Source organism: Burkholderia sp. L-4 (assembly GCF_056856535.1).
Window position 1 is genome coordinate 417,833 of record NZ_JBXEOX010000002.1, and the last position, 18,660, is coordinate 436,492.

The 18,660-nt window shown below is 68.9% G+C and carries 17 protein-coding genes; 7 read left to right on the plus strand and 10 right to left on the minus strand.

Going from position 1 to position 18,660, the window contains the following annotated elements; all coding sequences use genetic code 11:
- Nucleotides 1-53: 53 nt before the first annotated feature.
- The 7 genes from zigA to AC1VVG_RS18645 form a co-directional block, all read right to left on the minus strand.
- A complete protein-coding gene (gene zigA, locus AC1VVG_RS18615) occupies nt 54-1,262 on the minus strand; it encodes a zinc metallochaperone GTPase ZigA (RefSeq protein ID WP_482836003.1) in 1,209 nt (402 codons plus the stop codon).
- A 178-nt stretch (nt 1,263-1,440) separates the two neighbouring features.
- Complete coding sequence (locus AC1VVG_RS18620; protein ID WP_124610056.1) at nt 1,441-2,652, minus strand: acyl-CoA dehydrogenase family protein; 1,212 nt, start codon at nt 2,650-2,652, stop codon at nt 1,441-1,443.
- Complete coding sequence (locus tag AC1VVG_RS18625) at nt 2,649-3,491, minus strand: hypothetical protein (RefSeq protein WP_482836004.1); 843 nt, start codon at nt 3,489-3,491, stop codon at nt 2,649-2,651. Before AC1VVG_RS18625 ends, AC1VVG_RS18620 begins: the two co-directional genes overlap by 4 nt.
- A gap of 53 nt (nt 3,492-3,544) precedes the next feature.
- Complete coding sequence (locus tag AC1VVG_RS18630) at nt 3,545-4,201, minus strand: methionine ABC transporter permease (RefSeq protein WP_034187801.1); 657 nt, start codon at nt 4,199-4,201, stop codon at nt 3,545-3,547.
- On the minus strand, nt 4,194-5,369 hold the full coding sequence (locus AC1VVG_RS18635; RefSeq protein WP_034187800.1) for a methionine ABC transporter ATP-binding protein: 1,176 nt from the start codon (nt 5,367-5,369) through the stop codon (nt 4,194-4,196). The genes AC1VVG_RS18630 and AC1VVG_RS18635 overlap by 8 nt, the downstream gene beginning before the upstream one ends.
- An 18-nt stretch (nt 5,370-5,387) precedes the next feature.
- Entirely contained in the window at nt 5,388-6,806 is a 1,419-nt protein-coding gene (locus tag AC1VVG_RS18640; protein ID WP_482836005.1) for an LLM class flavin-dependent oxidoreductase, read from the minus strand.
- A gap of 11 nt (nt 6,807-6,817) precedes the next feature.
- The gene (locus AC1VVG_RS18645; RefSeq protein ID WP_069706916.1) at nt 6,818-7,648 is read right to left on the minus strand and encodes a MetQ/NlpA family ABC transporter substrate-binding protein; all 831 of its coding nucleotides are present in this window, start codon (nt 7,646-7,648) and stop codon (nt 6,818-6,820) included.
- Nucleotides 7,649-8,078: 430 nt separating this feature from the next.
- Between AC1VVG_RS18645 and AC1VVG_RS18650 the strand changes: the two genes are divergently transcribed.
- From AC1VVG_RS18650 to AC1VVG_RS18670, 5 genes are all read left to right on the plus strand, one after another.
- Complete coding sequence (locus AC1VVG_RS18650) at nt 8,079-9,443, plus strand: 2-hydroxycarboxylate transporter family protein (RefSeq protein WP_049028681.1); 1,365 nt, start codon at nt 8,079-8,081, stop codon at nt 9,441-9,443.
- Between the two features lie 145 nt (nt 9,444-9,588).
- The gene (locus AC1VVG_RS18655) at nt 9,589-11,475 is read left to right on the plus strand and encodes a sensor histidine kinase (protein WP_034187796.1); all 1,887 of its coding nucleotides are present in this window, start codon (nt 9,589-9,591) and stop codon (nt 11,473-11,475) included.
- The gene (locus AC1VVG_RS18660; RefSeq protein ID WP_059558955.1) at nt 11,465-12,826 is read left to right on the plus strand and encodes a sigma-54-dependent transcriptional regulator; all 1,362 of its coding nucleotides are present in this window, start codon (nt 11,465-11,467) and stop codon (nt 12,824-12,826) included. The genes AC1VVG_RS18655 and AC1VVG_RS18660 overlap by 11 nt, the downstream gene beginning before the upstream one ends.
- Before the next feature lie 25 nt (nt 12,827-12,851).
- Nucleotides 12,852-13,181, plus strand: a complete 330-nt coding sequence (locus AC1VVG_RS18665; protein ID WP_343727277.1) for a DUF3579 domain-containing protein — start codon at nt 12,852-12,854, stop codon at nt 13,179-13,181.
- A 239-nt stretch (nt 13,182-13,420) separates the two neighbouring features.
- Entirely contained in the window at nt 13,421-14,272 is an 852-nt protein-coding gene (locus AC1VVG_RS18670) for an alpha/beta fold hydrolase (RefSeq protein WP_059558958.1), read from the plus strand.
- A gap of 102 nt (nt 14,273-14,374) precedes the next feature.
- Here AC1VVG_RS18670 and AC1VVG_RS18675 read toward each other — a convergent pair whose 3' ends face one another.
- Entirely contained in the window at nt 14,375-14,815 is a 441-nt protein-coding gene (locus tag AC1VVG_RS18675) for a PACE efflux transporter (RefSeq protein ID WP_034187865.1), read from the minus strand.
- Nucleotides 14,816-14,913: 98 nt separating this feature from the next.
- On the opposite strand from AC1VVG_RS18675, the gene AC1VVG_RS18680 reads away from it, so the two are divergent.
- Complete coding sequence (locus AC1VVG_RS18680) at nt 14,914-15,804, plus strand: LysR family transcriptional regulator (RefSeq protein ID WP_049029246.1); 891 nt, start codon at nt 14,914-14,916, stop codon at nt 15,802-15,804.
- Nucleotides 15,805-15,869: 65 nt separating this feature from the next.
- On the opposite strand, the gene AC1VVG_RS18685 is transcribed toward AC1VVG_RS18680, so the two are convergent.
- Complete coding sequence (locus AC1VVG_RS18685) at nt 15,870-16,301, minus strand: hypothetical protein (RefSeq protein WP_034187792.1); 432 nt, start codon at nt 16,299-16,301, stop codon at nt 15,870-15,872.
- Between the two features lie 129 nt (nt 16,302-16,430).
- On the opposite strand from AC1VVG_RS18685, the gene AC1VVG_RS18690 reads away from it, so the two are divergent.
- Nucleotides 16,431-17,027, plus strand: a complete 597-nt coding sequence (locus AC1VVG_RS18690; RefSeq protein ID WP_301741401.1) for a TetR/AcrR family transcriptional regulator — start codon at nt 16,431-16,433, stop codon at nt 17,025-17,027.
- 94 nt (nt 17,028-17,121) lie between these two features.
- Here AC1VVG_RS18690 and opcM read toward each other — a convergent pair whose 3' ends face one another.
- Nucleotides 17,122-18,657 carry a multidrug efflux transporter outer membrane subunit OpcM gene (opcM, locus tag AC1VVG_RS18695; protein WP_482836006.1) on the minus strand — a complete coding sequence of 512 codons (1,536 nt, stop codon included), beginning with the start codon at nt 18,655-18,657 and terminating at the stop codon, nt 17,122-17,124.
- Between the last annotated feature and the right edge of the window lie 3 nt (nt 18,658-18,660).

An 18,660-nucleotide genomic window follows, 5' to 3' on the forward strand; every position in this document is an offset into this window, starting at 1 on the left:
TTCCGGTGGCGCGCCTTGTCCATCCGGATCGATGCAGGCAGCGCGCGTTCAGGTCAGGACCAGTCGCGAAACGGGTTGTCCCACGTGGTCCAGTGTTCGGGGCCGGCGGCCATCTCGGCGTCGGTCAGCAGACACGCGTCGAGGCGCGCACGCAGCGCGGGCTCGTCCATGTCCATGCCGATCAGCACGAGTTCCTGGCGGGCGTCGCCGACGCGCTCGTCCCAGCGCGCGCGGATCTGCGCGACGGCCTCGGCGTCCCGCGGCCAGCGCTCGGGCGGCACGGCCGCCCACCAGTAACCCGCCGGCCCGTGCCGCGCGACCGCCCCGGCCTGCGACCACGACCCGGCGACGGTCGGATGCGTGGCCAGCCAGAAGAACCCCTTCGAGCGGACGACGCCCGGCCATTCGCTTTCGACGAGCTCGAAGAAGCGCCGCGGATGGAACGGCCGCCGCGCGCGGTAGACGAAGCTGCGGATCCCGTACGCGTCGGTCTCCGGCGTATGCGTGCCGCGCATCTCCTGCAGCCAGCCCGGCGCGCGCGACGCCTCGTCGAAGTCGAACAGGCCCGTGTCGAGCACGCGCTCGAGCGGCACCTTGCCGAACTCGGCGATCTCGATCCGCGCGCGCGGGTTCAGCCCGCGCAGCAGCGCGACCAGCCGCTCGCGCGCGCCGGCGTCGATCAGGTCGATCTTGTTGATCACGATCACGTCGCAGAACTCGATCTGGTCGACCAGCAGATCGACGACCGTGCGCGCGTCGTCGTCGCCCATCGATTCGCCGCGCGACCGCAGGCTGTCGCGCGACGCGTAGTCGCGCAGGAAATTGAATGCGTCGACCACCGTCACCATCGTGTCGAGCCGCGCGACTTCGCCGAGGCTGCGGCCGTCCTCGCCTTCGAACGTGAACGTCTCGGCCACCGGCAGCGGCTCCGAGATGCCGGTGGATTCGATCACGAGCTGGTCGAAGCGCCCTTCGCGCGCGAGCCGGTCGACCTCGATCAGCAGATCCTCGCGCAACGTGCAGCAGATGCAGCCGTTGCTCATCTCGACCAACTTCTCGTCGGTGCGCGACAGGCCCGCGCCGCCGTCGCGCACGAGCGCCGCATCGATGTTGACCTCGGACATGTCGTTGACGATGACCGCGACGCGCCGGCCCTCGCGATTGTTGAGGATGTGGTTGAGCAGCGTCGTCTTGCCGGCGCCGAGGAAGCCGGACAGGACGGTCACGGGAAGCCGCGTGGACGGACGGGGTGCGATGCGCATCGGGCGATTCCGGAAGAGGAGGTCGAGGAGCAGATGATATATTGTATCGCAACGATATAACATATCATTTTGAACGTCCAGCGCTCCGATCGAACGATGTGCCGGCCGGAACGGCAAGCGCCCGCACCGGACCGTCGGCGCGGAGCCGCCGCGCAGCGGCCCCGCGCCCGTATTGCCGTCACGTATAAAGCGACGCCTGCGGCAATTCCCCCGTCAGCGCGAACCGGCCGACATCGCGCAACCGGTAGTCGAGCGGATCGTGCAGCGTATGCGTGCGCGCATTCCGCCAGAAACGGTCGAGGCCGAGCGACGCGGCCGTCGCGCGCGCGCCGCACGCGTCGAACAGTGCTTCGCCGTTGTCGAGCGCCGCGCGCTGCGCGACGATCTTCGCTTCCGATACCGCAAGCGCGACGTCGGCGCGCGCGTCGGCCGTCAGCGCATCCTGACGCGCCCACGCGCGCTGCAACGCAGCGGCCGCGCGATCGGCCAGTGCCGCCGCGGCGATCGCGCGCACGCGCATGTCGCCGACACGCTGCAGCGTGTACGGATCGTCTTCCGCCTGCGCGACGTCCGCGTGAATCCACGGGCGGCCGTGCTGCCGCACGTAATCGCGCGCCTCGGCCAACGCGCCTTCCGCCAGGCCGACGAACAGGTTCGTCAGCACGAGCTGCGACACGAGCGTGCGCAGCGTCGCGCGCGGCGTCGGCGGCGCTTCGGAACGATGCAGCACCTCGTCCGCCGCGAGCGTCACGCCGTCGAAGCGCACGCTGCCGCTGTCGGTCTGGCGCTGGCCGATCGGGTCCCAGTCCTCGTTGACCGTGATCCCCGGACGATCGGTCGGCACGACGCCGAACACGGTGCGGCCGCTTGCCGGATCGTGCGCGGACACCGTCATGCGCTGCGACCCGCGCGTACCCGAACAGAAGCCCTTCACGCCGTCGAGCCGGTAGCCGCCGTCGGGCGTCGCCGTGGCGATGAGCCGCGTATCGAGCGGATTGACCGCATTGCCCCACCACCAGCGCTGCTCGACCGTGCCGCGCAGATAGCGTTCGCGCTGCGCCGGGTTGCCCCATACGTCGACGCTCACCACCTGCAGGCACTGGAACCCGACGAGATGCGCGAGCGCGCTGTCGACGCGCGCGACCTGCCGGATCGCGTCGTAGATCTCGGGCCATGCGGCTTCCTGCCCGCCGAACGCGCGCGGCACCGCGAGCGTCAACAGGCCCGCGTCGGCAAGCCACTGTTTCTCCTGCGCCGCGTGACCGCCCGTTCGGTCGCGCTCGGCGGCGGTCACGCGCAGCGCGTCGATCGCGCGCGCCAGCGCGTCGCGGTCGACGGCCGGTGCATCGGTATCCGGCGCGAAGGTCGCCGGGCCGCGTGGATCGTTCATGCAAGGGCTTCCTGTGCGACGGTTGCGCCCGACAGCGGCACCAGCGCCTCGAGCCGGTGGCCGGTGAGGCGCGACAGGATCTCGCGCCGCCAGTCGTCGTAGATCGCGCGGTATTCGGCGATATCGGCGCCGAACACGTGCGCGGTGTGCGCGTATTCGTCGTGCAGATAACCGTCGAGCCGTGCCTGCGTTTCCTCGTCGGCCGCGATCACGCGATCGATCAGCGCGTCGCGCTCGGCGGCCGGCAGCGCCTTCAGCGTGTCGAACCACCACTGGACGATCTGCACGCGATGCCACTCCTCGTCCGGCCGGATCCGGTTCTCGCCATGCTCGCGCATCGCGCTGTCGCCGATGCGGCCGGTCTTGCGCTGGATCCACAGCTTCGCGAGGATGTGCAGCTCGTAATGCCATTCGAACGCAAGAAAACCCGCGACGTCGCGCACCGCGATGTCGCCGATGCGCGCCCAGTGCGCGGCGACGAGCCGGTCGACTTCCGGCAGCGGATCGCGCCCCGTCAGTTCGGTGACGCGTTCGCGGCCGATCACCGCGTGCGCGCCGTCGTCGCCGAGCTGGCGCGACAGGATCAGCTGGAAATGCGGATCGTCGCGGAACAGCGTGTCGATCGCCTTCGCGACGACCTGCACGATGAACAGGTCGTGCGACGCCATCTTCGTGTAGTAGTCGGCGACGGCGGCCAGTTCGTCGTCGTTGCGCGGCTCGCGCGGCGGTGTCGCGAGCTTGGCCGGAAAGTCCGGACGGTGGCGTCGCGCCACGTCCAGGAACAGCGCTTCCTCGAATGCTCCGTTCCACTCGCGCGGAGCGCCGATGGGCAAGGTCATGGGTAGGTTCTCTCAGGATCAGGAATGAAACGAGCGGACGCTTGTGGCGTCGCTCAGGTACGCCGGGTCACGCGTCGGACCAGGCGGTCGCCCGTGATTTGCACGGCCGAGACGAGCGCGATCAGGATCACGATCACGGTCGCCATGACGGTAGTGTCGAAACGTTGATAGCCGTAGCGGATCGCCAGATCGCCGAGCCCGCCCGCGCCGACGGCGCCCGCCATCGCGGTCGAGCCGATCAGCGCGACGACGGTGATCGTGAAGCCGCCGAGCATGCCGGGCAGCGCCTCCGGCAGCAGCACGTGCCACACGATGTGGCGACGCTTCGCGCCCATCGCGAGCGCCGCCTCGATCAGCCCGCGATCGACTTCGCGCAGGCTCACTTCGGCGATCCGCGCGAAGAACGGGATCGCGGCGATCGACAGCGGCACGACGGCTGCCCACACGCCGATCGTCGTGCCGATCAGCACGCGCGTGAACGGCAGCAGCGCGACGAGCAGGATGATGAACGGCGTCGAGCGGAACACGTTGACGAGCGCGCCGAGCACCGCGTTCACGCCGCGCCGCGCGTAGATCCCGCCGGGTGCGGTAGTGACGAGGATCACCGCGAGCGGAATGCCGAGCAGCGCGGCGATCGCGGCCGATGCCGCGACCATCGACAGCGTGTCGCGGATCGCGTCGAGCAGTTCGGGCCACCAGAGCTCAAACATAACCGAGCACCTCCGCGTGATTCGCGTGGCGCCGCGCGCGTTCGAGCAGCACGGCGACCGCGCGGCGCGCAGGCTGCGCGCCCGTATCGTCCACGCCGGGCGCGGCCGCGATCACGAGCCGCCCCTGCGCATGGCCTTGAATACGCTCGATGCCGCCGTGCAGGAACCGCACCGAGCCGCCGAGCGCCGCCGCGAGCGCGCCGACGTCGGGCTCGCCGCCGCTCTCGCCCGTATAGCGGACGTCGAGCACGACCTGCGCACCGTCGGGCAACGCGGCCTGTTCGGGCAGCGGCTGCACACGCGCGGCCAGCTCGGCCGGCAGGTCATGCTGCAGCGTACTGAGCAGCGCGCGCGTCGCGCCGTGGCGCGGATCGCCGAACACACGCCACACGGCGCCCGTTTCGACCACTTCCCCCTGTTCGATGACCGCGACCGTATCGCACACCGCGCGGATCACTTCCATCTCGTGCGTGATCAGCACGATCGTCAGCCCGAGGCGGCGGTTGATGTCGGCGAGCAGCGCGAGGATCGATTGCGTCGTCTCCGGATCGAGCGCCGACGTCGCCTCGTCGCACAGCAGGACCTCGGGATCGTGCACGAGCGCGCGGGCAATGCCGACGCGCTGCTTCTGCCCGCCCGACAGGCTCGCCGGATACGCATCGCGCTTGGCCGCGAGCCCGACGAGATCGAGCAGCGCCTCGACCTTGCGCACGCGCTCGGCCTTCGGCACGCCGGCGATCTTCAGCGGCAGCGCGACGTTCTCGAACACCGTCTTCGCGGACAGCAGGTTGAAATGCTGGAACACCATGCCGGTGCGCCGCCGCAGCGCGACGAGCCCATCCTCGTCGAGCGCGCCGACGTCGACGCCCTGCACGCGCACGCGGCCCGAACTCGGCCGTTCGAGACCGTTCACGAGCCGCAGCAGCGTCGATTTGCCGGCGCCGCTGCGGCCGATGATCCCGAACACCTCGCCGCGCCGCACGTCGAGCGTCACGTCACGCAGCGCGGCAGCGTGGCCGCGCGGCGTCGCGAATACCTTGCCGACCTGCTCCAGCGAGACGGCCACGCCGTCATATCGCGCGGCCGCTTCGTCACGCGCCGCGGCCCCCGCGCCGGCCCGCACGGCCGACGGCTCGATGAAACCCAGCGTATCGAACAATTGCGTCATCGCTTCGCTCCGTCAGGTTCACGCATGCGCGGGATGCGCGGGTTCGGTTTGCGCCGCGGCGGCCGGCCGGTGCTGCGCGCCGGTGTGCCACGCGGGCAGGCGCGGGCCCGCGCCGAACAGCTTCTCGCGCAGCGTCGGCGCGGGATCGTAGTCTTCCTTGTAGACGCCGCGGTTCTGCAGTTCCGGCACGACCCAGTCGACGAAATCCTCGAACGATTCGGGCATCACGGTGCGCGTCAGGTTGAAGCCGTCGATGCCGGTCTCGTCGATCCACGACTGCAGTTCGTCCGCGACCTGCGACGGCGAGCCGACGATCGGCGCGTAACGGCCGCCGAGCGACATCTGTTCGAGCATGCGCCGCACGGTCCACGTGCCGGTCGTGCTCTTGCGCGAGATCGCGTCGACGGCCGACTGGATCGAATCGGTCTTCACGTACGAGATCGGCTCGTCGAGGCCGTACTGCGCGAAATCGATGCCGGTCGAGCTCGCGAAATGCGCGAGGCCGGCTTCGGGGCTCGCATAGCGCCGGTATTCGTCGAATTTCTCGCGTGCGAGCCGCTCGGTCTCAGCCGTCACGACGCTCACGCCCGCGAAGATCCGGATCGATGCCGGATCGCGGCCCTGCCGCGCGGCGGCCGCGCGGATGTCGAGCGCCGCCACGCGCGCGGCCGCCTTGCTCTGCCCGTTCACGAACACGCATTCCGCGTGACGGCCCGCGAACTCGACGCCGCGCGCCGACGACCCGGCCTGGTACAGCACCGGCGTGCGCTGCAGCGACGGCTCGCTCAGATGGATCGCGTCGACCGAATAGAACGGCCCGTCGTGCTTCACGCGCCGCACCTTGCCCGGCTGCGCGAACACGCGCGCCTGCGCATCGCGGATCACCGCGTCGTCGTCCCAGCTCTGTTCCCACAGCTTGTAGACGACGTCCATGTAGTCGTCCGCGCGCTCGTAGCGGTCGTCGTGGCCGATTTGCTGCGCGAGGCCCATCCCGCGCGCGGCGCTGTCGAGGTAGCCGGTGACGATGTTCCAGCCCACGCGGCCTTTCGTCAGATGATCGAGCGTCGACATGCGGCGCGCGAACAGATAAGGCGGCTCGTAGGTCAGGTTCGCGGTCACGCCGAAGCCGAGATGCCGCGTGACCTGCGCCATCGCGGGCACGAGCAGCAGCGGATCGTTGACCGGCACCTGCACCGATTCGCGCAGCGCCGCTTCGGGGCCGCCGCCGAACACGTCGTACACGCCGACGATGTCCGCGAGAAAGATCCCGTCGAACTTGCCGCGTTCGAGCGTCTTCGCGAGATCGGCCCAGTAGTCGAGATCGGTGTAGTGCGCGGAGCGGTCGCGCGGATGCGTCCACAGCCCGTGGTTGATGTGCCCGACGCAGTTCATGTTGAACGCGTTGAGCAGGATCTTCTTGCGGTTCGCCGTCGTCATGCCTGCCTCCGTCACCACGCGATCGCGTACAGCGAGCCGAACGCGTTGTCGAGCGCACGGCGCACGGCCGGCGAGTGCTGGTAGATCGCGATGAACTTGCGGATGCGCGGATCGTTCGCGCTCTCGGGCCGCACGACCCACTGGATCGCGAAGTTCTTGTTCTCGGTGCCGTCGAACAGCAGCGCGCTGTTCGGATCGGTCGTGCCGGCAAGCTTGATGAAGCTCGGGTAGCCCTGCGCGAGATCGACGTCGTCGAGCGAGCGCGCGAGCTGCGACGCCTCGAGCGGGATGATCTTCAGATGCTTCGGGTTGGCGACGATGTCGTGCGTGGTCGCGCGGTAATCGGCGCCCGGCTTCAGCGTGATGAGCCCGGCGCGCTGCAGCAGCAGCAAGCCGCGCCCGCCGTTGACCGGATCGTTCGCGATCGCGACGCGCGCACCGTCCTTCAGTTCGTCGAAGCGCTTCACCTTCTTCGAATAGAGGCCGATCTTCATGATCGTGCCGGGCGCGATCGAGATGAAGTTGTAGCCGCCCTGCTTCTTCGCGTTCTCGAGAAACGGGATGTGCTGGAAGTAGTTGACGTCGATGTCCTTGTTCGCGAGCGCGGCGTTCGGCGTATTCCAGTCGGTGAACTCGACGATCTTCACGTCGAGCCCCTGCTCTTTCGCCTCCTTCGCGGCGATCTTCAGTGCCTCGATCTGCGGGCTGGTCGAGATGCCGACCTTCAGCGGCGGGGTGTCGGCGCGCGCGCCGTTCAGCAGCACGACGCCGAGCAGCGCGGCCATCAGCAGGCGAGCCGTGCGGCCGGCGGAAAAGCGGGCGGAAAAAACGGGATGCAGCATGAAACCACTCCTGTCCAAAGACGGTATCGACGGATGAGCGGCGCCGCGGCGAACGCATGGGCGTTCTCCGGACGGTCGTCATCGCATCGGAAAAGGATCAGCCGATGATAGAGAGCGGCGCGGAGGCGGTCTACGAAGCGATTGTGGGAAGAAAATCGCGCGCGGCGATATGGCGGGCGACCGGGCGCGCCCGAAGGGCCGGCCGGACGCCGGACCGGGTGCCGGGCCGAAATCTCGGCCTGGGCGCGCGGCGAATTCCGAAATCTCGGCCAGCCGGCCGGCCAACCCTTTCCGCAGACGAAACAAATCCCTTATGAATCAATGGATTGAAAATATTCCGGCAGGCCGGATTCCTGGCACGGGGGTTGCGTAACAGACGGCACACGATGCCGCGAAGCAATGCAGGCATTCCAACATCAGGAGACACGTCTTGCAGACCTCTATCCATACCCCGTCCCATCCCGAGCCGATTGCCGAAGCCGGCCCCGCCACGCGCGCACGCTTCTGGCCGGAAGGCTGGTGGAAGCTGATGGAAATCCGCATCGGCATCATCCCGCTGCCCGTCTACGTGATCCTGTTCGCGCTGATCGTCGGTTTCGCGGTGACGGGCAAGGTGCCGGGCGAAATCTCGATGGCGATCGCCGTGCTCGCGTTCTTCGGCTTCACCTGCGCGGAACTCGGCAAGCGCCTGCCGCTCCTGCGCAACATCGGCGCGGCCGCGATCTTCGCGACCTTCGTGCCGTCGGCGCTCACGTACTACCACGTGCTGCCGAAGCCGGTGCTGAACCTGACCGTCGAATTCACGAAGTCGACCAACTTCCTGTACCTGTTCATCGCGTCGATCATCGTCGGCAGCATCCTGAGCATGGATCGCCGCGTGCTGATCCAGGGCTTCGTGAAGATCTTCATCCCGCTCGCGGCCGGTTCGGTCGCCGCGGCGATCGTCGGCACGGCCGTCGGCACCGCGCTCGGCCTCGGCGCGCGCCACACGCTGCTGTACATCGTCGTGCCGATCATGGCGGGCGGCGTCGGCGAAGGCGCGATTCCGCTGTCGATCGGCTATTCGGAACTGATGCACCTGCCGCAGGGCGAGATGTTCGCGATGGTGCTGCCGCCGGTGATGCTCGGCAGCCTGACCGCGATCATCCTGTCGGGCGCGCTCGACATGCTCGGCAAGCGCCTGCCGCACCTGACCGGCAACGGCCGCCTGCAGGTCGGCGAAAGCGGCGACATGACGCCGGAAAGCGAAGAGATCCGCGGCCATGTCGACGTCACGCACATCGCGGGCGCCGGCATCACCGCCATCACGCTGTACCTCGTCGGCCTGATGGCGCACAAGCTGTTCGGCCTGCCCGCGCCGGTCGCGATGCTGTTCCTCGCGGTGCTCGTGAAGCTCGCGCGCGCGGTGTCGCCGCCGCTGCAGGAAGGCGCGTTCGTCGTCTACAAGTTCTTCTCGACCGCCGTCACGTATCCGCTGCTGTTCGCGATCGGCGTCGCGATGACGCCGTGGGACAAGCTGACCGCCGCGTTCACGATCGTCAACGTGGTCACGATCGTGTCGACCGTCGCGACGCTGATGGGCACCGGTTTCGTGGTCGGCCGCCTGCTGAAGATGTACCCTATCGACACCGCAATCGTGAACGCCTGCCACAGCGGGCAAGGCGGCACCGGCGACGTCGCGATCCTGACCGCCGCGAACCGGATGCAGCTGATGCCGTTCGCGCAGATCGCGACGCGGATCGGCGGCGCGATCGTCGTCACGGTGACGCTGATCCTGGTCGCGCACTTCGGTTGATGCGCGGCCGCGCGCACCGTCGCGCAGGCTGCTTCGCACGCGCCGCCGCCGGCCTCGCCGGCGCGCGGCGCGTGTCGTTAGGGAGGGCCGGTTGCGGAGGGCAGGTGGCGGACGGCCGGTGGCGGACGGACGGTAGCGGGCTTCGATGAGGGCGAACGTGCAAAAGGGCTTCAAGGGAATCCCGTGGTGGGGCTGGGCGTCGGCCGCCGCGCTGTATGTCGGCGTGGCGGGCGCCGCCGTCGATTTCGCGTGGGAGCGCGCGATCGACGCGCTCGAGGAAACCGGCGCGCACCGGCTCGACCTGTATGCGTCGAGCCTGAAGAGCGAACTCGGCCGCTTCGAGATCCTGCCGGGCCTCGTCGCGCGGCAGGACGGCGTGCGCGCGATGCTGAAGGCCGCGCCGCACGATGCGCCCGCGCTCGTGCACTCGGTAAACACCTACCTCGAAGCCGTGAACCGCGACGCCGGCAGCGGCGCGGTCGACGTGATCGACCTGCAGGGCGAGGTGATCGCCGCCAGCAACTGGAACGAGACGATCAGCTTCGTCGGCACCAACGTGTCGTACCGGCCGTACTTCAAGGACGCGCTCGCGCGCGGCAGCGGCCGCTTCTTCGGGATCGGCACCAACACGGGCGTGCCGGGCGTCTATTTCGCGAGCGCGGTGCGCGACGACGGCGTGCCGATCGGCGTGGCCGCCGTGAAGATCAGCGTCGATCCGCTCGAATCGGCCTGGCGCGCGCCGGGCGTCGCCGCGATGGTCGTCGACAGCAACGGCGTGGTCGTGATCTCGACCGAGCCCGCATGGAAATTCACCGCGCTGCGCCCGATCACCGCGCAGCAGCAGCGCGACATCCAGGCGTCGCGCCAATACGCGGGCCGCACCGTCGACGCGCTGCCGTACCGCCGCATCGGCGACCGCAGCTCGGCCGCGTGGTTCGGCACGTTCCCCGATCCACGCCGCGCGGGCCACACCACGCGTTATCTCGTGATGTCGCGCCCCGCGCCGCAGGCCGGCGATTCGCTGATGGTACTGCTCGACATCGCGGGCGCGCGGCGCCAGCAGCAGACGGCGTTCGTGTTCGTCACCGGCGCGTTCCTGATCGCGGCGCTGCTGGCCGGCTATGCGATCCAGCGCCGCCGGGCGATCGTCGCGCGGCTGAACGCGCAGGACGCGCTGCGCCGCGCGAACGACCGGCTCGAACTGACCGTCGCGCAGCGCACGGCCGCGCTGACGGCCGCGAACGAGCGGATGCAGCGCGAGATCGTCGAGCGCGAGCGCACCGAGCAGCGGCTGCGCGCGTCGCAACAGGAAGTCGTGCATGCGGGCAAGCTCGCGGTGCTCGGGCAGATGGCCGCCGGCCTCACCCACGAGCTGAACCAGCCGCTCGTCGCGATCCGCACGCTGTGCGACAACGCGCGCACGTTCTTCGAGCGCGGCCAGCCGGCGCCGGCGCTCGCGAACCTCGAACGGATCGGCAAGCTGGTCGACGGCATGGCCGTGCTCACCGGTGAGCTGAAGACCTTCGCGCGCAAGCCCGACGTCGAACGCGTCGCGGTGTCGCTGAACGAGGCCGTTGCGCATGCGCGGCTGATCTACGACGCGCGGATTCGCGACGAAGGCGTGCGGCTCGACGTGAACATCGCCCCCGGCACGACCGTGTCGGCCGAGTCGAGCCAGTTGCAGCAGGTGATCGTGAACCTGCTCGGCAACGCGCTCGACGCGGTGCACGACGCACCGGTGCGCCGCATCGTCATCGAAGCCGCCGGGCCGGACGAAGCGGGCCGCGTGCGCTTCACGGTGGCCGACAGCGGCGCCGGCATCGCGCCCGACGTGCTGCCGCACCTGTTCGAGCCGTTCGTCACGACCAAGCCGCGCGGCCAGGGCCTCGGGCTCGGCCTCGCGATCACGTCGCGCCTCGTCGAGGCGTTCGGCGCGAGGATCGCCGCGACGAACCGCGACGAGGGCGGCGCGCAGTTCAGTATCGAATTCGCGGCGGCCACGCCGCAACAGAGGATAGAGCATGGAAGATAAGATTCGCGTGCTGGTCGTCGAGGACGATGAAAACGTCCGGATCGGCGTCGAGCAGGCCGTCGCGCTCGCCGGGTTCCCGGTGGACGCATTCGCGTCGGCCGCCGACGCGCTCGCCCACGTCGCACCGGGCGCGCCGGTCGTGATCGTGTCGGACGTGCGGATGCCGGGCATCGACGGGCTGCAGCTGCTCGACCGCGTGATGGCCGTCGATGCGCAGATCCCGGTCGTGCTGATCAGCGGCCACGCGGACATCTCGACGGCCGTCGGCGCGATGCAGGTCGGCGCGTACGACTTCATCGAGAAGCCGTTTTCGTCGGACGTGATCGCCGGGCGCGTCGCGCGCGCGGTCGAGAAGCGCCGCCTGACGCTCGAGGTGCAGGGGCTGCGCGCGGCGTTGAACAACTGGCAGGGCATCGAGGCGTTCGTGCTCGGCAAGTCGCCCGCGATGGCCGACGTGCGCAAGAAGATCCTGCGCCTCGCCGATACCGCGGTGTCGGTGCTGATCACCGGCGAGACGGGTACCGGCAAGGAACTGATCGCACGCAGCCTGCACGACTTCGGCGGCCGGCGCGACGCGCACTTCGTCGCGCTCAATTGCGGCGGCCTGCCCGAGCAGATCTTCGAGAGCGAACTGTTCGGCCACGAAGCGGGCGCGTTCACGGGCGCGATCAAGAAGCGCATCGGCAAGATCGAATGGGCGGACGGCGGCACGCTGTTCCTCGACGAGATCGAGACGATGCCGATTGCGCTGCAGATCAAGATGCTGCGCGTGCTGCAGGAGCGCGTGGTCGAGCGGCTCGGCGCGAACGAGCTGATTCCGGTCGACTGCCGCGTGGTGGCCGCCTCGAAGGCCGATCTCGCCGAACTCGCGGCCGACGGGCGCTTTCGCGCGGACCTCCTGTATCGCCTCAACGTCGCGCAGATCGAGCTGCCGCCGCTGCGCGAGCGGCGCGAGGACGTACCGCTGCTGTTCGAGCATTTCGTGCTCGCGGCCGCGCGGCGCTTCGGGCAGCCGGCGCCGGTCGTCACGGCCGCGCAGGTGTCCGAACTGATGACGCATGCGTGGCCCGGCAACGTGCGCGAACTGCAGAACGTGGCCGACCGCTTCGTGCTCGGGCTGACCGGCGACAGCCTGCTGTCGTCCGGCGCAGCGCCGGTCGTGGGCGGCACGCTCGCGGAGCAGCTCGCGTATTTCGAACGGATGCTGATCGAGGACATGCTGCAGCGTCACCACGGCAACGTGGCCGATGCCAGCGTCGCGCTCGGCATGCCGAAGAAGACGCTCTATCACAAGCTGCGCAACCTGCGGATCCCCGCGCGCGGCGACGCGGCGGCCGACGGTGGCGAATGACGCGAACGAGGGCACGCACGACAGCATGGATCGCATCGAAGTCACCGAACGCGGACGCGTCACCGGCCACCTGATCCGCGGCATCACGCACGCGCGGAAGACCTTCCGCCCGAGCGACTGGCCCGAGCGCCTCGCGGGCGTCATCACGCTGTTCGTCGGCGAACGGCGGCCCGGCTATCCGTGCGCGCTGTCGCGGCTCGCGATGCCCGTCGTCGTCGACAACGTCAAATGCCTGTTCGTGTCGGACGAATTGCGCACCGTATGCGCGGACGCATTCGCCTTCGCGATGCAGTTCGCCGCCGACAACGACCTCCCCGTCGCGCTTCAGACCGCGCCCGCGTTGACGGTGCGCTGACGCGCGGGCCTCCTCTTTTTCGCGGCGAAGGCGCATGCGCGCGGGCCGTCGCGCGCCCTTTCATCGGCGAAATGAATCGTCAGACGATTGAAGGCTTCGACACATGACCACGCTGCGACAAGGGTTTCCGCCGCAGCCATCAAAAAAATTGATCGTCACGATGAAAATTATGCGTTTTCCTTGCAGGTCGCCGTGATGCATAGTTGCGTCGTGTTGACGCACCTTTGAGCCTTTCAGTCATGAACATGCGAATCGAGCCGTCCGTGCTCGCGAACCCCGACCTGCAATTTGCGACGCTTTCGTCGGGCATCAGCCTGCCGTATGTCGAGCGGGGCAGCGGTGCGCCGATGGTGTTCGTGCACGGCTCGCTGTGCGACTACCGCTACTGGGATCCGCAACTCGCGGCGCTGTCGGCCCACTACCGCTGCATCGCGCCGAGCCTCAGCCACTACTGGCCGGCCGTCGAAGCGGGCATCCAGGACGAGTTCAGCTGGCAGAACCACGTCGACGAGCTCGCCGAATTCATCGACGCGCTCGATCTCGGCCCCGTGCACCTGGTCGGCCATTCGCGTGGCGGCAGCGTTGCATTCAATGTCGCGCGCCAGCATCCGCACCTCGTCGAGTCGCTCGTGCTCGCCGATCCGGGCGGCCCGCTGCAGCAGCCGGGCGTGCGCGAAGCCGCGCTGCCGGCCGCCGCGCTCGCGCTGCGCACGCAGGCCGTGAACCTGATCGGCCAGGGCGACGTCGAATCCGGCCTCGAGATGTTCGTCGATTCCGTGAGCCTGCCGGGCGCGTGGAAGAAGAGCACGTCGCGCTTCCGCACGATGGCGATCGACAACGCGAGCACGCTGCCGAAACAGCTGCGCGACCCGCTGCCCGCGTATTCGCAGCACACGGCCGGCGATATCGCATGCCGCACGCTGCTGATCGACGGCCAGCGCAGCCCGAAGATGTTCCGCCACAACGTCGATACGCTGTCGCAGTGGATCGCCAACGCGCAACGGCAGACCGTCGCCGGCGCGTCGCACGGGATGAACGCCGCGAGCCCCGCCGTGTTCAACCGTTACGTGCACGAATTCGTCGCCGCGTGATTTCCGGGGCGGCTGTCGCGCCGCCCGTCACGCCTTTTCCCCTCCGACACGAAACGATGCGGGCGGCCAACCCCGCGTCGCGCCGTTGCGCCTGCCTTTGCCTCAAACGACCGGTTCGGCCTTGCGCGTCACCGCATCCGGCAATCCGAATACGCTGTCGAACGCCCAGTTGTACGTGAACGTGAAGATCGGGAAGAACACGATCAGCACCGCGTCGTACAGGAACGCCTGCCACAGCGACACGTCGAGCCACCACGCGATCAGCGGAATCAGGAACGTCACCAGCGCGACCTGGAACCCGATCGCATGCACCACGCGCCGCCCGACCGTGCGCGTCGTCGCCGCGCTGCGCCGCTCCCATGCCTCGAACGCGAGGTTGTACAGAAAATTGACCGTGACGCCCGTCGTCGAGATCATCACGCCCAGCAGGCCGCTCGCCGCGACACTCGCCCCGCTCAGCATGCCGAGCACCGACGACGCGACGAGGATGCCGAGCACCTCGAACATCACGACGTAAACTATGCGTCTCTTCCACCCTTGCATGACCATCCACCTTCATGTCGAACAAGGTGGCGAGACTATCAGCGGGCCGCCGCCCGCCCAAGTCAGGTCCTTTCAATTTTGCTGACAGGAGGCCGCCGATGCTGACCAGCGATCACATCGACATGCTGCTGACCGTGATCGACCAAGGCTCATTCTCGGCAGCCGCGCGTGCGCTCGGTCGCACGCCGTCGGCCGTCAGCATGGCGATCGCGAACCTCGAGGCCGAACTCGATCTCGTGCTGTTCGATCGCGGCTCGCGCGAACCGACGCCAACCGCCGCGATGATCGCGCTGCTGCCCGACGCGCGCTCGATCGCCGAACGGCTGCACGCGCTGCGCGCGCATGCGCGGCACTTGTCCGAAGGCGTCGAGGACACGCTGCGGCTCGGGCTCGCGGCCGAACTCGACGGCGCGCCCGTTGCGCGTGCGCTGACCGCCGTTGCCGCGAAATACCCGGCGCTCGCGATCAGCATCGTGACCGCGCCGCAGGACGCGATCGTCGACGCCCTGCATCGCGGCACCGTCGATCTCTGCGTCGCGTACGGCGGGCTCGACCTGCATCCGCGGGAGCAGATTCATGCGCTGTGGACCGAGACGCTGCTAGCCGTTGCGGCGCCCGATCATCCGTCGCTCGCCGAAGCCGCGCATCCCGAAGGGATCGAGCGGCTGTCGGGCTTCCGGCAGATCGTGATCGCCGATCCCGAACGGCCATTGACCGACGTGCGGCCGCTGATCGGCAACCGCACCTGGAAAGTGACCGACATGGCGACCGCGATCTCGCTCGTGAAGGCCGGGCACGGCTGGGCGAACCTGCCCGAATCCATGATCGGCCGGTATGTCGCCGACGGCGAACTCGCGCCGCTCGTGTTCGCGAACATCCGCAACGGCTTGCCGCTGCCCGTTTATCTGCGGCGGCCGAAGCATACGGAGCTCGGCAAGGCGGCGAGCGAGCTGGTGCGCGCGCTGCGGGCGGCCGGCGACGGCAAATAGCCGGCGTGGCGGCCATCGCCGCCACGCCGTCGGTCAACGCCCGGCGGCCTGACCGTTAGTTGCGATCAATGCGAGGCAACCGCCGCGCCCTGAATCGAATCGACGAGCGCTGCGTTGTCGTACCGTCGCCCGGCAATGCCCCATCCGCCATCGGCCGCATGCACGACATTCACCCATACCTGCGCCGGCGTCAGGCGCCCGCCCGCGCGATGCAGCACGATCCCGGTCGCCCGTTCGACGAATTGCCGCTGCTTGTCGGGCGCCGCGAGCGCCACGGCAGGCAGTTTCAGTTCGACGAACGCGGCGGGCGCCGCGCGGCCGTGCACGAAGGTCCTGTTACGCGGCAGCACGTTGAGCGTGCCCACCACGTTCGGCGCCAGGAACCCGTTCCCGGTCAAGCCCTCGACTTCCAGCAGCGCATCGGTCAACTCGGCAAACACCGGCCCCTCGTCGTCCGGCGTGAAAACCCCTTCGGATACTGTCAGCGTAATCGGCATCGCACTTTCTCCAGGTCAGGTCATCAGAATCGTGACGTGATATAAATATCAGTCACTCTCTATACATTAGACACTGATCGCTCTCTATGCAAGTCATAAAGAGAGCGATCGCTCTGAAGCGAGCCTGTCATGCGTTATTCCGTCGAGCACAAGCACGAAACCCGCACGCGCATCCTCGAAGCCGCGAGCCGCCTGTTCCGCCAGGAGGGTTACGGCGGCTCCGGCGTCGGTCCGCTGACGAAAGCGGCCGGCGTCACCAACGGCGCGTTCTACGGGCATTTCAAATCGAAAGGCGAAGCGTTCCGCACCGTCGTGCTCGACGGCCTCGACCAGCTCCGGCAAGGCGTCGCGGCGCTCAAGGCCGAACACGGCGCGCGCTGGCGGCGCCCGTTCGTGTCGTTCTATCTCGGGCCGCGGCGCACCTGCGCACTCGGCGAAAGCTGCGCGCTGCCGAGCCTGTCGCCCGAAGTGATGCGCGCCGACGACGACACGCGCGACGCGTACGAACAGGCGTTGCGGCAGATCGTCGACGAAGTGTCGTCCGGGCTCGGCGACCGACCCGACGACGACCGCGCGATCGCGTTCCTCGCGCTGCTGTCGGGCGGCGTCACGCTCGCGCGTGCCGTGCGCGATCCCGAACTCGCGCAGCGCATCGCCGATGCGGTCGGCCGCTACGCAGTCGTGATCGCCGAGCGCACGGACGTGCAGCCCGAACGGCAGCCCTGACGACCGGCCAATGAAAAAACCCCGATCCGCGTTGCCGCGAATCGGGGTACTGGCCTCCACCATCTGCCTGAACGGCCCTTGACGGGCCGCCGCGTCAACGTGCTGCGACTTCCGCCTTCACGGAGGCCGCATCGCCGACCGCCGTCGGCGCCGCGCCCCAGCCGCCGCCGAGCGCGCGGATCAGGTTGACGGTCGACACGGCCTGCGCGCCGGTCAACTGGTTCGCCTGCAGTTGCGACTGCAGCACCGAGCGCTCGCTGTCGATCACGTCGAGATAGGCGACCTCGCCTTCCTGGTACTGCGTCCGAGACAGCTTCGCCGCACGGCGCGACGCGTTGACGGCCGCATCCTGCGCGCGGATCTGGTCGTCGAGCAGGCGCAGGTCGGACAGATTGTCCTCGACCTCGCGGAACGCGACGAGCACCTGCTGCCGGTAGTTCGCGACCTGCTCGTCGTACTGCGCGCGCGCCTGCTGCACGCCGGCCGCGCGACGGCCGCCGTCGAACAGCGGCAACGTCAGCGCGGTGCCGGCGAACGGCCCGAGCAGGAACGTGCGGCTCGACCACAGGAACAGGTTGCCGAGCGTCGACGCTTCATAACCGAACGAGCCCGTGATATCGAGCTTCGGGAAGTACGCGGACTTCGCGAGGCCGATCCGCGCATTCGCGGCGGCCATCGCGCGCTCGGCCGCCGACACGTCCGGACGGCGTTCGAGCAGCGCGGACGGCAGGCCCGGCGGAATCTTCACCGCGACCGGCACGATCGGCGTTTCCTTGAACCCGAAATCCGCGGGCGCCTTGCCGAGCAGGATCGCGAGCGCATGCTCGGACGCCGCACGCCGGCGCGCGACGCCGACCGCATCGGCCTGCGCGCTGGCCAGCTCGTTCTTCGCGCGCGACACGTCGAGCTCGCTGATGTCGCCTTCGTTGAAGCGGCGCTGCACGAGCGTCAGTGCCTGCTCGCGCAGCTCCACCGTGCGGCGGTACAGGTCCTGGTCCGCATCGAGCTGGCGCAGTTCGAAGTAGTTCTGCGCGACGTCGGCCTGCAGCGCGAGCTGCACCGAAAGGAACAGCGCTTCGCTCTGCGCCTGGTCCGCACGCGACGCCTCGACGTTGCGGCCGACGCGGCCGAACAGGTCGGCCTCGTACGACACCGTGCCCTGCGCGCGCCACAGCGTCGCGTTGGTCGGGCCCGTGCCCTGCGGCTGGAACTGCGACGCCGACGACAGCCCTTCGCGCGTCGGCCCGAAACCAGCGCCGACCTGCGGGAACCATTGCGAACGCGCCGAACGCGTCGCCGCGCGCGCTTCCTCGACACGCGCGGCCGCGGCCTTCAGGTTCTGGTTCGCGGCGAGCGCCTGGGTCTCGAGCGAATCGAGCACCGGGTCGCCGAATACCTTCCACCATTCGCCGCGATGGGCGCCGTCCGACGGCTCGGCCGTCTTCCAGGTGCCGGCCTGCTCGCCGGCGGCGAGTGTCGGCGCTTCCTTGAATGCGGCGGGCGCCGCGGCATCCGGACGCTGGTAGTCGGGGCCCACCGCGCACGCGGCGAGCAGCGTCGCGAGCAGGGTGCTCGCGGCCGCCACCTTCGCGAAGCGCATCAGGCCGTTCGTGTTGTGCATGTTGTCCATCTT

Bases quoted from the DNA above. Each gene is read 5' to 3' on its own strand.
- zigA (WP_482836003.1), bottom strand. From the start codon at position 1,262: ATGCGCATCGCACCCCGTCCGTCCACGCGGCTTCCCGTGACCGTCCTG.
- AC1VVG_RS18620 (WP_124610056.1), bottom strand. From the start codon at position 2,652: ATGAACGATCCACGCGGCCCGGCGACCTTCGCGCCGGATACCGATGCA.
- AC1VVG_RS18625 (WP_482836004.1), bottom strand. From the start codon at position 3,491: ATGACCTTGCCCATCGGCGCTCCGCGCGAGTGGAACGGAGCATTCGAG.
- AC1VVG_RS18630 (WP_034187801.1), bottom strand. From the start codon at position 4,201: ATGTTTGAGCTCTGGTGGCCCGAACTGCTCGACGCGATCCGCGACACG.
- AC1VVG_RS18635 (WP_034187800.1), bottom strand. From the start codon at position 5,369: ATGACGCAATTGTTCGATACGCTGGGTTTCATCGAGCCGTCGGCCGTG.
- AC1VVG_RS18640 (WP_482836005.1), bottom strand. From the start codon at position 6,806: ATGACGACGGCGAACCGCAAGAAGATCCTGCTCAACGCGTTCAACATG.
- AC1VVG_RS18645 (WP_069706916.1), bottom strand. From the start codon at position 7,648: ATGCTGCATCCCGTTTTTTCCGCCCGCTTTTCCGCCGGCCGCACGGCT.
- AC1VVG_RS18655 (WP_034187796.1), top strand. From the start codon at position 9,589: ATGAGGGCGAACGTGCAAAAGGGCTTCAAGGGAATCCCGTGGTGGGGC.
- AC1VVG_RS18660 (WP_059558955.1), top strand. From the start codon at position 11,465: ATGGAAGATAAGATTCGCGTGCTGGTCGTCGAGGACGATGAAAACGTC.
- AC1VVG_RS18665 (WP_343727277.1), top strand. From the start codon at position 12,852: ATGGATCGCATCGAAGTCACCGAACGCGGACGCGTCACCGGCCACCTG.
- AC1VVG_RS18670 (WP_059558958.1), top strand. From the start codon at position 13,421: ATGAACATGCGAATCGAGCCGTCCGTGCTCGCGAACCCCGACCTGCAA.
- AC1VVG_RS18675 (WP_034187865.1), bottom strand. From the start codon at position 14,815: ATGCAAGGGTGGAAGAGACGCATAGTTTACGTCGTGATGTTCGAGGTG.
- AC1VVG_RS18680 (WP_049029246.1), top strand. From the start codon at position 14,914: ATGCTGACCAGCGATCACATCGACATGCTGCTGACCGTGATCGACCAA.
- AC1VVG_RS18685 (WP_034187792.1), bottom strand. From the start codon at position 16,301: ATGCCGATTACGCTGACAGTATCCGAAGGGGTTTTCACGCCGGACGAC.
- AC1VVG_RS18690 (WP_301741401.1), top strand. From the start codon at position 16,431: ATGCGTTATTCCGTCGAGCACAAGCACGAAACCCGCACGCGCATCCTC.
- opcM (WP_482836006.1), bottom strand. From the start codon at position 18,657: ATGGACAACATGCACAACACGAACGGCCTGATGCGCTTCGCGAAGGTG.